The sequence below is a fragment of the Streptomyces sp. NPDC005761 genome (assembly GCF_040630635.1).
Taxonomy (GTDB): Bacteria; Actinomycetota; Actinomycetes; order Streptomycetales; family Streptomycetaceae; genus Streptomyces.
On record NZ_JBEXXX010000013.1, the window covers coordinates 51,994 to 65,971 of the forward strand.

Sequence of the window (13,978 nt, forward strand, 5' to 3'; positions counted from 1 at the left end):
GGCGGCCCGGGCGGGCGGAAATCGATTCCCTCAGGCGCGCCCGTGGCGGAGCAGCGGAAGTGGTGCCCCCATGACCGCGTACGGCATGGGAGCACTGGGGAAATGCACCTGCCGCGCCAGGTCCCGGTATCCGAGCGAGCGGTAGAGACCGCGTGCCGGGCTCTCCGTGTCGATGGCGGAGAGGATCGAGCGGGGCTGGTCGACGGCGTCCGTGACGGTGGTGATGAGGCCGCGGCCGACGCCGCGGTTCTGGTAATCCGGGTGGACGTGGAGTTCGGTGATCACGAAGGAGTCGTCCAGCCAGCCGGCCGAGCCGGTGGCCCGCAGGTGGGGCTCGACGACGGTGGACCACCAGTGGCCGCGTTCGTTGGGCATGCCGTAGACGAACCCGACGAGGCCGCCGTCCGGGGTCAGGGCGCCCAGCGCGCGGGCGCAGGGGTGGTCGAGGTGGCGAAGGACGATGTGGCGGCGCACTTCGATCTCTTCGGGGCCGAGTCCGAACGCCACGGCCTGCACGGCGAGCGCCTCGTCCACGCGTGCGGCGAGATCGATCGGTTCGATCCGGACGCTGGGTGTGTGGGGGCCGCCCCCGGAAGCTGCTGCCATGAACAGACCCTACTGTCCGTGGCGGGGTGCCGGGTACGGGCCGGGACGGACCGGCTGAAGGATCAGAACAGCACGCTCATGAAAGCGCCGGTCTCACGGAAGCCGATGCGGCGGTACGCCTTGCGGGCGGGGGTGTTGTAGTCGTTCACGTACAGGCTGACGATCGGCGCGACGTCGGCCAGCGCATACCGCAGTACGGCCGCCATGCCGGTCTCGGAGTGGCCGCGGCCACGGAACTCGGGGGCGACCCAGACGCCCTGGATCTGGCAGGCCTGTGCGGTGGTGGCGCCGATCTCCGCCTTGAAGACGACTTTGCCGTCCTCGATCCGGGCGAAGGACCGGCCGGCGCCGATGAGCTCGGCGACGCGGGCCTGGTAGAGCAGCCCGCCGTCGCCGGCGAGCGGGGAGATGCCGACCTCCTCGGTGAACATGGCGACGCAGGCCGGCATGAGGACTTCCATCTCGTCCTTGCGGACGCGGCGGACCAGCGGGTCGGGTGCCACGTCGGCGGACGGGCTCTCGGTGACCATGAGGGGCTGGTTGGCCCGGACTTCGCGGGCGGGGCCCCAGCCCGGTTCGAGGAGCCGCCACAACTGTGCGGTGGGCCCGGCCGGGCCCACGATCGAGGAGCAGCGGCGGCCGGCCCTGCGGGCGCGGTCGGCGAAGGCCCGGACGGCTTCGGGGGTGGCGCAGATGGGGACGAGGTTGGCTCCCGAATAGCACAGGGAGCGCAGGTGGCCGTCGGCGTACCAGCCCCACATCTCGCCGCCCAGGCGCCAGGGGTCCAGGCCCGCGATCTGGACCCGGGAGGTCACGAAGGCGTTGGCTACGGGTTCGCTCTCCAGCACCGCGAGGGCGGCGCCGAGGTCGCTGGGTTCGAGGACCCGGGTGGTGGTCTGCGTCAACACGAGGGGGCCTCACCATACGGTCTGCTGATTTCCGCACTGTACCCAAAGAGGCTGGGGCACGCCGCTCGTGGCCTTGAACAGCCCTTGCGATCCCCGGTGACCTCGCTCACGAGCAGCGCCCCGCGCGGAGGGTTCCTCCGGCGGGGCGCTGTCGTGAATGTCATGGATCAGCCTGTGGGTGTCATGGGTCAGCTGATGGAGACCTCGGGCTCGCCGGAGGCGATGCCGTCCTTCTCCATCTGCTCGGCGATCTTGAGGGCTTCCTCGATGAGGGTCTCCACGATCTTCGACTCGGGCACCGTCTTGATGATCTCGCCCTTGACGAAGATCTGGCCCTTGCCGTTGCCCGAGGCCACGCCCAGGTCGGCCTCGCGCGCTTCGCCGGGGCCGTTGACGACGCAGCCCATGACGGCGACGCGCAGCGGCACCTCCATGCCCTCGAGACCCGCGCTCACCTGGTCGGCCAGCTTGTACACGTCCACCTGGGCGCGGCCGCACGACGGGCAGGACACGATCTCCAGCCGGCGCTGCTTCAGGTTCAGCGACTCCAGGATCTGGAGCCCGACCTTGACCTCCTCGGCCGGCGGCGCCGACAGGGAGACCCGGATCGTGTCACCGATGCCCTCGCTCAGCAGGGCGCCGAAGGCGACGGCCGACTTGATGGTGCCCTGGAACGCCGGTCCGGCCTCGGTCACGCCGAGGTGCAGCGGGTAGTCGCACTGGGCGGCGAGCTGCCGGTAGGCGTTGACCATGACGACCGGGTCGTTGTGCTTGACGGAGATCTTGATGTCCCGGAAGCCGTGCTCCTCGAAGAGGGACGCCTCCCACAGCGCCGACTCCACCAGAGCCTCCGGCGTCGCCTTGCCGTACTTCTTCAGCAGTCGCGCGTCCAGCGAACCCGCGTTCACGCCGATCCGGATCGGCGTCCCGGCGTCGTTCGCCGCGCGCGCGATCTCCTTGACCTTGTCGTCGAACTGCTTGATGTTCCCCGGGTTCACCCGCACCGCCGCGCAGCCCGCGTCGATCGCGGCGAACACGTACTTCGGCTGGAAGTGGATGTCGGCGATCACCGGGATCTGCGACTTCGAGGCGATCGTGGCGAGCGCGTCCGCGTCGTCCTGGGTCGGACAGGCCACCCGCACGATCTGGCAGCCCGACGCGGTCAGCTCCGCGATCTGCTGGAGCGTCGCGCCGATGTCCGACGTACGCGTCGTCGTCATCGACTGCACCGAAACCGGCGCGTCCCCACCGACCGCCACCGACCCGACCTGGATCTTGCGGCTGACCCTCCGGTCGGCGAGCTTGGTCGGAACGGCGGGCATTCCGAGAGAAATCGCAGTCATGCGCTGAGCATCCCCAAGGTGTGGATCGAGGTCCCGAAGTCGGCGGGCTCCGGCCTTCGAGGTTACGGCACCGAGCACGGCGTGAAGCACACCGCGTCCGGGAGCTCCGGCAAAATATGGGCTCCCGGACGCACCGTGCGCATCCGTCGTCACTCGGGGTGCTTACGGCCCCCGGACGGCCGGGTCAGGAGATCTTGACCGGGTTGACGACGTCGGCGACCAGGACGAGCAGGGTGAAGCAGATGAACACCCCGGCGACCACGTAGGCGACCGGCATCAGCTTGGCCACGTCGAACGGGCCGGGGTCGGGACGCCTGAAGACGCGCGCCACGTTACGCCGCAGCGCCTCCCACAGCGCCCCTGCGATGTGACCGCCGTCGAGCGGCAGCAGCGGCAGCATGTTGAAGAGGAACAGCGAGAGGTTGAAGCCGGCCAGCAGGAACAGCATCATCGCGATCTGGTTCTGCGCCGGTACGTCCAGCGTCATCACCTCGCCGCCGATCCTGGCCGCGCCGACGACACCCACCGGGGAGTCGTCCGCGCGCTCGCCGTCCGAGAAGGCCGCGTTCCACAGGCCGGGGATCTTGGACGGCAGGGCGATGATCGAATCGACGCCGTTCTCGATCATGTCGCCCATGCGGACGACGGAGTCGCCGAAGGACAGGGGGACGATCTCCGTCTGCGCCGCGAAGCCGAGGTAGCCCGCGGAGACGAACTTCCCCGGGATGACCTCGCCGTCGGAGTCCTTCTTCGCCACGGCGTTCTTCTTGAGCACGGCGTGAAGGGTCTTCTCCTGCCCGTCGCGCTGGACCGTGATGGTGGCGGGGCCGATCGTGTCGCGGATCCTGTCGGAGAGTACGGACCACTCGTCGATCTTCTGACCGTTGAAGGCGACGATCTTGTCGCCCACCTTCAGCCCCGCCGCCTGCGCGGGCGAGACCGGGTCGGACTTCTTGCAGTTGTCCCGCTTCTCGCTCTGCGAGATCACGCACTTCTGGACGCCCGCGACATCGGTCGTCTGCGTCTGGAATCCGAAGGTCATGGCCACACCGAGGAAGATCGCCACGGCCAGGACCAGGTTCATGAACGGTCCGGCGAACATCACGATGACGCGCTTCCACGGCTTGCGCGTGTAGAAGAGGCGCTTCTCGTCGCCCGGTTCGAGCTCCTCGAAGGCGGCGGATCTGGCGTCCTCGATCATGCCGCGCCAGGGCGACGTGGAGCGTGCCTCCAGCTTCCCGTCCGGTCCCGGCGGGAACATCCCGATCATGCGGATGTAGCCTCCGGCCGGAATGGCCTTGATCCCGTATTCCGTGTCGCCCTTCTTCCGCGACCAGACCGTCGGGCCGAAGCCGACCATGTACTGGGGCACGCGGATACCGAAGAGCTTCGCGGTCGACAGGTGGCCCAGCTCGTGCCAGGCGATGGAGAACAGCAGGCCGACCGCGAAGACGGCGATGCCGAGAATCGTCAGCAGGATCGTCGTCATACTCATGCGCGCGCCTCCGCGGTGGCCTTGGCCGAGAGCTCCCGGGCCCGGGTCCGCGCCCAGGCCTCCGCTTCAAGGACGTCCGCGACCGTCAGCGAAGTTCCCGCCGGAGGCGATCCGTGCTCGGACACCACCGCGGTGACCGTGTCCATGATGCCGTTGAACGCCAGCCGCCCGGCCAGGAACGCGTCCACGCACTCCTCGTTCGCCGCGTTGAACACCGCCGGAGCGGTACCGCCCAGCGCGCCCACGTGCCGGGCCAGTCCGACGGACGGGAAGGCCTCGGTGTCCAGCGGGAAGAACTCCCACGTGGAGGCCTTCGTCCAGTCGAAGGCGGGCGCCGCGTCGGGAACGCGCTGCGGCCAGCCGAGGCCGATGGCGATGGGTCCGCGCATGTCGGGCGGGGTGGCCTGGGCGAGGGTGGAGCCGTCGGTGAACTCCACCATGGAGTGCACGTACGACTGGGGGTGGACCACGACCTCGATCCGGTCGAAGGGGATGTCGTAGAGGAGGTGCGCCTCGATGACCTCAAGACCCTTGTTGACCAGAGTGGCCGAGTTGATGGTGATGACCGGGCCCATGGCCCAGGTCGGATGGGCCAGGGCCTGCTCCCGCGTGACGTCCGCGAGCTCACTCCTGGTCCGTCCCCGGAACGGGCCGCCGGACGCGGTGACGACGAGCCTGCGCACATCGGCGCGCTTGCCGGCGGCGAGCGCCTGGAAGAGAGCGGCGTGTTCGGAGTCGACCGGGATGATCTGTCCGGGGGCTGCGAGCGCCTTGACCAGGGGCCCGCCGACGATCAGCGACTCCTTGTTGGCGAGCGCCAGCGTGCGGCCCGCCTTCAGCGCGGCCAGCGTGGGAGCCAGGCCGATCGAACCGGTGATCCCGTTCAGCACGGTGTGGCAGTCGCTGCCGGCCAGCTGCGAGGCGGCGTCGGGTCCGGCCAGGATCTCGGGCGGCTGTTCCCCCGCTCCGAACTCCTTGCGCAGGGCCTCACGCAGGGCCGGCACCGCGTCGGGAGAGGCGACGGCGACCGTGCGCACCCCCAGTTGGCGGGCCTGCTCGGCGAGGAGGGCGACCCGGCCGCCCGCCGCGGAGAGCGCGGTGACGCGGAAGCGGTCGGGGTTGCGCAGTACCAGGTCGATGGCCTGGGTGCCGATGGACCCGGTGGAGCCGAGGATGACGAGATCCCGGCGGCCCTCCACGGCGTCGAAGACGAGGTGCGGGTCGGCGAGGGGGGCGGGGCTGTCGCTCATGCCCCCCATTGTTGCCGCATCGGCTGTGCGTGTGGACAGCGCGCCCCTCGCGCCGCGTCGTGGCTGCTCGCTCATGGGGCGCTCAGCCCTTCGCCGCGCGGAACTTGGCCCACTGGGCGGCCATCACCTCGGGCGGTACCCCGCCGATGTCCTTGGTGGAGGTGATCTCCGCCCGGAACGCGAGGGTCGTGGAGCCGGAACGGACGACGGTGAGGTACTCGTACAGCTTCTGCTGCCCCTTCACGTCGAGGATGGTGAAGCGGTACGCCTTCGCCTCGTCGGCCTCCGCGGCGAAGGCGGGTGCCTTGGCCGGCTCGACCTTCAGGTACTTCGCCGCCGCGACGGCTCGCTGCTCGGTGAACCCGCCGGCGCAGTCCTTTCCCGACTTGTCGAGCGCCTTCATGACGGTGGCCGCGCCGCCGTTCGCGTAGCTGCGCAGGGTGACGTCGACGCTGACCCCGAGCATCTCGTCCGGAATGTCGACTTTGCGCTGGACCTCGGCAGCCGGATCCGGGTCGCTGACCTCGCCGGAGAGGCTGACCAGCGGCTGGCAGCCGTCCGGGACGGCGGTGTACGCATCGCCGAGCGGGCCGTCGAGGACGTATTCGGACGCCGTGTACGTGCCGGCCTTCTCGCCGTCGGTGAAGGACGCGGCCTTCAGGCGGGCCTCGTCGGGTGCCGCGGGCGCGGGCGGCTCGGCCGAGGCCTTGCCGTCCTTGCCCGCACCCGCGGAACCGGCCGCGTCCTCGTCACCGCCGCAGGCGGACATGCCCAGCGCCATCGCGGCCACGATCCCGACGGCCGCCACCCGGCGCCCGCGGCCCCGATGGTTCCTCACCCCGTACATGCCTGTCCCCATTCGTGGTTCCCGTTTTCCCTGTTACTTCATCACGCGTGTGACCGGCGCGATGGTGCCGCATGCCGTCGGCCGGAGTCACCGGCGGGCCGGATCGGCTCAGAAGTGTGTGGCCACACCGAATGCCTCGCGGAGCCGGGCCATGTCGTGCAGGTCGGCCTCACCGGGGTCGTACCCCTGGTGGAACCCGGCCTGCTGCTCGGCCGAGATGCAGCGCACCCGCGTCCCGCCGATGGTGCCGCTGACGAAGCACTCCGCCGGGTAGCGGAACGGCTCCTCCGGGTCGGGCGAGGACTGGGTCGCCGATCCGTCAGGGGCGAACCGCAGGGGGTGCAGGTCGATCTCCCGCCCGGACGGGTGGCTGAGGACGAAGCGAACGGGTCGCCGGTCGAGCGTCTGCGCGTATCCGGCCGCCGTCAGGGCGGCGACGAGGGCATCTTCCTGTTCCCGGCGGTGCAGCAGATCGAGGTCCCGGTGGCCGCGGGTCTCCTCGCCGAGCAGCGCGTCGACGCCCCAGCCACCCGCGATCACCACATCCGCACCGGCCTCGCGCGCCACGGCGAGAACGGACAGCACATCGGAGGCGGACATCATGGCGCGCAGCCTAGCCCTCCCGCACCGGCTCGCGCCCGGAGATCTGCCCGGCCCGGATCCCTATCCCTGCGTGAGGCCGGCGAACGCCGCGAACGCCTCGTGGAAGCCGGGGAACGTCTTGCGTACGCAGCCGGGGTCGTCGTACGTGATGCCGGGCGTCCGCAGACCGGTGACGGCGAAGGACATGACGATGCGGTGGTCGCCGTGGGTCGTGATCTCCGTGGGGCGCGGGGTGCCGGGTCGGATCTCGATCCAGTCCGGGCCGGTGGCGACCGTGATGCCCATCCGCCGCAGGTTCTGGGCGCACGCCTCCAGCCGGTCGCACTCCTTGACCCGGGTGTTGTAGACGTCCTCGATGCGGACCGGCCCCGAGGCGAAGGGGGCGATCCCGGCCAGCGTCGGCATGGTGTCGGAGATGTCGCGCATGTTGACGGTGATGCCCCGGAGCTCGCCGGTGGAGCGGACCGTGGTGGACTCCGCCGTCATGTGGACCTCCGCGCCCATGCGGCGCAGGACGTCGACGAACCGCAGATCTCCCTGGAGGGCGCCCTGCCCGAGGCCCGGAACGGTGACCTCGCCCGCGAGGGCCGCCGCCGCGAAGAAGTAGCTCGCGGTGGAGGCGTCGGGCTCGATCGCGTACGTGGTGGCCCGGTAGCCGCCGGGCGGCACGGTGAAGACCGCGTTCCCGGGGCCCCCGCGGGTGACCTCGACGCCGAAGCTGCGCATCATCGCGAGAGTGATCTCGATGTACGGCGCCGACACCAGATCGGTGACGGTGATCGTGAGCCCCTCCGCGGTCAGCGGTCCGAGCATCAGCAACGCGGTGAGGTACTGGCTGGACTGCCCGGCGTCCAGGGTCAGTTCGCCGCCCTTGATGCCGGCCGCCTCGATGCGCAGCGGGTGGTGGCCCTCGGCGGCCTCGTGGCGGAGGTCGACACCGAGCGTGCGCAGCGCCTCGGTGAGCGGGGCGAGGGGGCGGCGGCGCATCTGGGCGGAGGCGTCGAAGCGGTAGCTGCCACCGGCACCGGCCGCCGCGAGGGTCGGCAGGAACCGGGCGGTGGTGGCACCGTCCCGGCAGTAGACGTCGGCGTCGGTGGCGGCGGGCCCCGACGGGCGGCCCGTGATGTGCCAGGCCTCCGGCTCCCGCACCACCGCGTAGCCGAGGGCGGTGAGTCCTTCGGCGAAGCCTTCGGTGTCGTCCGAGCTCAGGGGGCGTAGGAGGGTGCTGGTGCCGTTCGCGGCGGCGGCCAGGAAGAGGGCGCGCGCGGTGACGGACTTGGAACCGGGGACATGGATGACGGTCACGGGCGCCCATCCTGCCGTGCCGGGCGCACGGCGGGGGGGCACGTCCAGCGCGTGGACGTGCCCCGCCGTTCCGGCGTCACGGACTCAGCGGATCGGCCGGTGCACGTTCTCCCGGTCCGAGGGGCCCGGGGTGGCGTCGGCGATCCAGGGGCCTTCGCCGCTCGGGTCGACGACGCCCTCCTCCAGCCAGGTGTACGTGCCCGCGAGGACTCCGTCGACCACCTTCCGGTCGAGGTCGTCGGTGTTGGACCAGAGCCGGGTGAAGAGCTCCTCGATCCGGATGCGGGACTGGCGGCAGAAGGTGTCGGCGAGTTGGTACGCCTCGCGGCCGTGGTCGTTCTCGGTACGCAGGTGCTCGGCCCGGACACAGGCTGCGCTCATGGCGAAGAGTTCCGCGCCGATGTCGACGATCCTGCCGAGGAAGCCCTGCTTGGTCTCCATCCGGCCCTGCCAGCGGGACATGGCGTAGAAGGTGGATCGGGCCAGTTTGCGGGAGGCCCGTTCCACGTAGCGCAGGTGCCCGGACAGGTCGGCGTGGCCGGGCGGGTGGAAATCCCCGTAGGTGCGCGGGAGCTGTCCCGGTCCGGTGACGAGCTTCGGGAGCCACTTCGCGTAGAAACCGGCGGCGTTCGCACCCGCCCGGGCCTTGGCGGAGAGCGGCTTGTCCGGGTCGATGATGTCGCCCGCGACCTTGAGGTGGGCGTCGACCGCCTCGCGGGCGATCAGGAGGTGCATGATCTCCGTCGAACCCTCGAAGATCCGGTTGATCCGCATGTCCCGGAGCATCTGCTCGGCGGGGACGGCCCGTTCACCCCGGGCGGCGAGGGATTCCGCGGTCTCGAAGCCGCGGCCGCCGCGGATCTGGACCAGCTCGTCGGCCATGAGGCAGCCCATCTCGGAGCCGTACAGCTTGGCGAGTGCCGCCTCGATCCGGATGTCGTTGCGGTCCTCGTCCGCCATCTGCGAGGAGAGGTCGACCACGGCTTCGAGGGCGAAGGTGGTTGCCGCGATGAACGAGATCTTGGCGCCCACGGCCTCGTGCCGAGCCACGGGGCGGCCCCACTGCTCACGGACGGCCGACCATTCGCGGGCGATCTTCAGACACCATTTCCCGGAGCCGACGCACATGGCGGGCAGGGAGAGCCGGCCGGTGTTGAGCGTGGTGAGGGCGATCTTGAGCCCTGCCCCCTCCGGCCCGATGCGGTTCGCGGCGGGGACGCGCACCTGGTGGAAGCGGGTGACGCCGTTCTCCAGACCGCGCAGGCCCATGAAGGCGTTGCGGTGTTCCACGGTGATGCCCGGGGCGTCGGCCTCGACCACGAAGGCCGTGATTCCGCCCTTGTGGCCCTCCGACTTCGGTACGCGCGCCATGACGACCAGCAGGTCCGCGACGACCCCGTTGGTCGTCCACAGCTTCACCCCGTCGAGGACGTAGTCGTCCCCGTCCCTGACGGCTGTGGTGGCGAGCCGCGCCGGGTCGGAGCCCACGTCCGGTTCGGTGAGGAGGAACGCCGAGATGTCCGTACGGGCCAGCCGGGGCAGGAAGGTGTCCTTCTGCTCCTGGCTGCCGAAGATCTTCAGCGGCTGCGGCACCCCGATGGACTGATGGGCGGAGAGCAGGGCGCCGATCGCGGGGCTGGCGGAGCCGACCAGGGCGAGGGCCTTGTTGTAGTAGACCTGCGTCAGCCCGAGGCCGCCGTACTTCACATCGATCTTCATGCCCAGAGCGCCGAGTTCCTTGAGGCCGTTGACCACCTCGTCGGGGATCTTCGCCTCGCGTTCGATCAGGGCGCCGTCGATCCGGGTCTCGCAGAAGTCGCGCAGCCGGGCGAGGAACTCCTCGCCGCGCCGGACGTCCTCGCCGGCGGGCAGCGGATGCGGGTGGATCAGGTCGAGCCGGAAGCGGCCCAGGAAGAGTTCCTTGGCGAAACTGGGTTTGCGCCAGTCCTGCTCGCGCGCTTCCTCGGCCACCTGCCGGGCTTCGCGCTCGGTGACCTTGGGGGTGTGCGGTTGTGCGGATGGGCGTTGTGCGGATGGTGCGGACATGAGGAGCTCACCTCGCCGCTTCGTGGGGTGGGTGGTCCCGACAGGTCCGCGGTGGCGGGTGAACCGTCCGCCCGTGCGTACCTATCGGTTCTACTCGTCCGTATGTACCCGATTCCTGCCACTGTCACCAGCCTCCGGGAGCCGATCGGGTCGGGCACCACTCCACTGCCCGCTGCGGCGTGCGGCATGCAGGAAAGGCTGGATCCCCGCCGCCCGGCGGGGATCCGGTGTGTCAGGCGGACGTCTTCGCCGAGGGGCGCGGGCAGCCGGTGCGGCCTTCCGCACCCCGGGTTCCCGGGCCTGCGCCAGTACGCGAGAACGGCCCGAACCCCCGCACAGCGGGTTCGGGCCGTTCCTCTGCCGCCCGCCGCCCGCCGTCTCGCTGTCCGGGCGGAGTGCGGGCGGCAGGGGCCTACAGGGCGAGACCGGTGAGCACCAGGACGCGCTCGTAGGTGTAGTCGTCCATCGCGTAGCGGACGCCCTCGCGGCCGACGCCGGACTGCTTGGCGCCGCCGTACGGCATCTGGTCCGCGCGGTACGAGGGGACGTCGCCGATGATCACGCCGCCGACCTCCAGTGCGCGGTGGGCGCGGAAGGCGGTCTGCAGGTCGTGGGTGAACACGCCTGCCTGGAGGCCGTACTTGGAGGAGTTCACGCAGGCGAAGGCCTCGGCCTCGCCGTCCACCTTCCGGACCGAGAGGACAGGTCCGAAGACCTCCTCGTGGGAGAGGGTGACACCGTCGGGGAGCTCGGCGAGGACGGTCGGCGCGTACGTCGCCCCGTCGCGCTTGCCGCCGGCGAGCAGCTGGGCGCCGGCCTGCACGGCCTCGTCGACCCAGGACTCGACGCGCTTGGCGGCGTTCTCGTCGACGAGCGGGCCGACGTCGGTGGTGGCGTCGGACGGGTCTCCCGTGACCTGTGCCTCGACGGCCGCGACGATCTTCGGCAGGAGCCGGTCGTAGACGGCGGCGTCCGCGATGACGCGCTGCACCGAGATGCAGGACTGGCCGCCCTGGTAGTTGGAGAAGGTCGCGATACGGGTCGCGGCCCAGTCCAGGTCCGCCTCGGAGGCGTAGTCGCCGAGGACGACCGCGGCGCCGTTGCCGCCGAGTTCCAGGGTGCAGTGCTTGCGCGGCACCGAGTCCATGATCGAGTAGCCGACCGGGGCGGACCCGGTGAACGAGATCACGGGCAGGCGCTCGTCCTGGACGAGGGCGGGCATGCGGTCGTTGGGGACCGTCAGCACCGACCAGGAACCGGCGGGCAGGTCGGTCTCGGCCAGCAGCTCGCCAAGGATCAGCGACGAGATCGGAGTCGCCGGTGCGGGCTTCAGGATGATCGGGGCGCCGACGGCGATGGCCGGGGCCACCTTGTGGGCACTCAGGTTCAGCGGGAAGTTGAACGGGGCGATCCCCAGGACCGTGCCCCGCGGGAAGCGGCGGGTCAGGCCCAGACGGCCGGTGCCGCCCGCATCGGTGTCCAGGCGCTGGGCGTCACCGCTGTTGAAGCGGCGGGCCTCCTCGGAGGCGAAGCGGAACACGGAGACGGCCCGGCCGACCTCGCCGCGCGCCCACTTGATCGGCTTGCCGTTCTCGGCGGAGATCACCTGGGCGATCTCCTCGGTGCGCTCCGTCAGGCGCCGTGCCACGTGGTCGAGCGCGGCGGCGCGGACGTGGGCCGGGGTCGCGGCGAACTCGTCCCGCACGGCGTGCGCGGCGGCGACGGCCTCCTCCACCTGGGCCTCCGTGGGCACGCTGACGGTGCCGACGAGACGCCCGTCCCAGGAGTTGGTGACGTCGAAGCTTTCCTCGCCGGTGGCCTCTCGGCCGGCCAGCCAGAAGGCGTGGGTGGAGGTCATGGAGGTTCCGGCCCTTCGATGGCGTGGGGTGTTCCGTCCCCCACCGTAGGGCCGCACGGTCCGCCTGGCGTTTGTCCGGCGTGGAGCAGAGGCGTGCCGGGGTGCGCCGGTTTGTCGGAGGACGGAGAGGGGTTCTACGACGCGGTCGGGGGGCTCGCCACCTTGAGGGCGAGCCACAGCTCCATCCGTACGTCCGCGTCGTCCAGCGAACGCCCGAGGATCTCCTCCACGCGTCGCATGCGGTAGCGCAGGGTGTGCCGGTGCACTCCCAGGTCCGCCGCGGCCGCGTCCCACTGGCCGTGGTGCGAGAGCCAGGCCCGCAGGGAGGCCACGAGGTCGCCGCGGCCCTTCGCGTCGTGCTCGTACAGGGCGCGGAGCATGCCGTCGGCGAAGGCCCTGACGGCATCGTCCGCGAGCAGCGGCAGTACGGATCCGGCGGCCAGTTCCTCGTGCTCGACCAGGGCCCTGCCGCGGCGCCGGGCGACCGAGAGGGCCTGTTCGGCCTGTTTGTACGCGGCCGAGACGGCGATCGGTCCCGCGGGGGCGGAGAGGCCGACGACCACCTCCGCGTCCTGTGCGGACGGCTCGCGCGGGGCTGCGGCCTCCTGGGCCTCGGCGTAGGCGGCGACCGCGGCGACGGCGGCGCCACCGTCGGCGGCCAGCACGACAAGGCGTTCACCCTCGGGCACCGTCAGCAGCGTCTCCCCGGAGCGGGCGGCCGCGGTCTCCATGGCCTCGGTCAGCTGCGCGGTGGTCGACGGTTCGGCCGCTTCGGCGATGAGCAGCCGGAAGGGCGCGTCGAGCAGCCCTCCGTACAGGTCCCCGGCGACGCCGCGCGCATGGTCCGGCTGGCCGGCCAGGAGCATGCGCAGCACCGCTGCACCGAGCCGCTGTTCGGCGCCCTGGAGGGAGCGGGAGCGGGCCGTGGTGAGGGTGAGCAGAGCGACTGCCGAATGCACCGCGTAGCGCTCCGCGGTGCCGAGCGCCGCCCCGGTGCCCACGGCGAGCGCGCCCCGGACGCGCCGCCCGGTGCCCAGGGACTGGAGCTCGACGCGGTCGTCGGTGTCCCCGACGACGACGCTGGCCGGAGCCGGGCGTTCGCGCAGGCGTTCCACGTCGGGGGTGAGCCGGGCGGCTCGGCGGGCAGCCCATTCGGGGGCGGCGGCCACGACCGCGCCGGAGGCGTCGTACAGCGCGGCCCAGCCGTCGACGTGCGCGGCGAGACGGGTGAGGAGTTCGGCGGGGCCGTCCCCGGCGAGGGCCGCCCTGGTGAGTTCCCGCTGGGCCTCGAAGCCCGCGGTGACGGCCCGGTACTGGTCGGCTGCGATCTCCGACGAGACGGCTTTGGCGATGGCGAGGAACGGGGTGCGGCGCGGCACTTCGAGCAGGGGCAGCCCTACCTCCTCGGCGGCGTCGACCAAGGGCTGCGGTACGTCGTCGTAGGTGACCCCGACGGCGAAGCCCAGCCCGACCACGCCGGCCCCGGCGAGCCGTCGCACGTACCGTCGCATGACCTCCGCGTTCTCCGCGTCGAGGTTCGTCGCGGTGACGAGGAGCAGCTCACCGCCCTCCATGTAGGGGACGGGGTCGGCCAGCTCACTGGCGTGCGCCCAGCGCACGGGCGTGTCGAGCCGGTCCGCCCCCGCGCGCACGGTGAGTTTGAGCGCCGAGTGCTGGACGAGCGAGGCGAGAGTGGGGGGCATGGGGTTCGGGCGAC

At 71.3% G+C, this 13,978-nt stretch carries 10 protein-coding genes and 1 pseudogene; all 11 read right to left on the reverse strand.

The window, feature by feature from the left end; genetic code table 11:
- Positions 1–30 precede the first annotated feature (30 nt).
- Positions 31–606 (reverse strand): GNAT family N-acetyltransferase, encoded by a 576-nt coding sequence (locus ABZ434_RS15125; protein WP_359135677.1) that lies wholly within the window; start codon positions 604–606, stop codon positions 31–33.
- Between the two features lie 62 nt (positions 607–668).
- Complete coding sequence (locus ABZ434_RS15130; protein ID WP_359135843.1) at positions 669–1,511, reverse strand: GNAT family N-acetyltransferase; 843 nt, start codon at positions 1,509–1,511, stop codon at positions 669–671.
- A gap of 191 nt (positions 1,512–1,702) precedes the next feature.
- Positions 1,703–2,857: a flavodoxin-dependent (E)-4-hydroxy-3-methylbut-2-enyl-diphosphate synthase gene (ispG, locus tag ABZ434_RS15135; RefSeq protein WP_359135679.1), complete on the reverse strand. Its 1,155-nt coding sequence runs from the start codon at positions 2,855–2,857 to the stop codon at positions 1,703–1,705.
- 184 nt (positions 2,858–3,041) lie between these two features.
- Complete coding sequence (locus ABZ434_RS15140; protein WP_359135681.1) at positions 3,042–4,352, reverse strand: site-2 protease family protein; 1,311 nt, start codon at positions 4,350–4,352, stop codon at positions 3,042–3,044.
- Positions 4,349–5,611 (reverse strand): 1-deoxy-D-xylulose-5-phosphate reductoisomerase, encoded by a 1,263-nt coding sequence (gene dxr, locus ABZ434_RS15145; protein ID WP_359135844.1) that lies wholly within the window; start codon positions 5,609–5,611, stop codon positions 4,349–4,351. Before dxr ends, ABZ434_RS15140 begins: the two co-directional genes overlap by 4 nt.
- Positions 5,612–5,684: 73 nt before the next feature.
- Positions 5,685–6,461 (reverse strand): hypothetical protein, encoded by a 777-nt coding sequence (locus ABZ434_RS15150; RefSeq protein ID WP_359135683.1) that lies wholly within the window; start codon positions 6,459–6,461, stop codon positions 5,685–5,687.
- Positions 6,462–6,557: 96 nt separating this feature from the next.
- A pseudogene (locus tag ABZ434_RS15155) lies at positions 6,558–7,070 on the reverse strand (hypothetical protein); the annotation flags it as partial.
- 42 nt (positions 7,071–7,112) lie between these two features.
- Complete coding sequence (gene aroA, locus ABZ434_RS15160; RefSeq protein ID WP_359135685.1) at positions 7,113–8,357, reverse strand: 3-phosphoshikimate 1-carboxyvinyltransferase; 1,245 nt, start codon at positions 8,355–8,357, stop codon at positions 7,113–7,115.
- 84 nt (positions 8,358–8,441) lie between these two features.
- Positions 8,442–10,403, reverse strand: coding sequence for an acyl-CoA dehydrogenase family protein (locus ABZ434_RS15165; RefSeq protein ID WP_359135687.1), 1,962 nt, complete (start codon positions 10,401–10,403; stop codon positions 8,442–8,444).
- A gap of 412 nt (positions 10,404–10,815) precedes the next feature.
- Positions 10,816–12,261 carry an aldehyde dehydrogenase family protein gene (locus tag ABZ434_RS15170; RefSeq protein ID WP_359135689.1) on the reverse strand — a complete coding sequence of 482 codons (1,446 nt, stop codon included), beginning with the start codon at positions 12,259–12,261 and terminating at the stop codon, positions 10,816–10,818.
- A 134-nt stretch (positions 12,262–12,395) separates the two neighbouring features.
- Positions 12,396–13,964 carry a PucR family transcriptional regulator gene (locus ABZ434_RS15175; protein ID WP_359135691.1) on the reverse strand — a complete coding sequence of 523 codons (1,569 nt, stop codon included), beginning with the start codon at positions 13,962–13,964 and terminating at the stop codon, positions 12,396–12,398.
- Positions 13,965–13,978: the final 14 nt, after the last annotated feature.

Bases quoted from the DNA above. Each gene is read 5' to 3' on its own strand.
- ABZ434_RS15150 (WP_359135683.1), bottom strand. From the start codon at position 6,461: ATGGGGACAGGCATGTACGGGGTGAGGAACCATCGGGGCCGCGGGCGC.
- ABZ434_RS15140 (WP_359135681.1), bottom strand. From the start codon at position 4,352: ATGAGTATGACGACGATCCTGCTGACGATTCTCGGCATCGCCGTCTTC.
- ispG (WP_359135679.1), bottom strand. From the start codon at position 2,857: ATGACTGCGATTTCTCTCGGAATGCCCGCCGTTCCGACCAAGCTCGCC.
- ABZ434_RS15170 (WP_359135689.1), bottom strand. From the start codon at position 12,261: ATGACCTCCACCCACGCCTTCTGGCTGGCCGGCCGAGAGGCCACCGGC.
- ABZ434_RS15125 (WP_359135677.1), bottom strand. From the start codon at position 606: ATGGCAGCAGCTTCCGGGGGCGGCCCCCACACACCCAGCGTCCGGATC.
- dxr (WP_359135844.1), bottom strand. From the start codon at position 5,611: ATGGGGGGCATGAGCGACAGCCCCGCCCCCCTCGCCGACCCGCACCTC.
- ABZ434_RS15175 (WP_359135691.1), bottom strand. From the start codon at position 13,964: ATGCCCCCCACTCTCGCCTCGCTCGTCCAGCACTCGGCGCTCAAACTC.
- ABZ434_RS15165 (WP_359135687.1), bottom strand. From the start codon at position 10,403: ATGTCCGCACCATCCGCACAACGCCCATCCGCACAACCGCACACCCCC.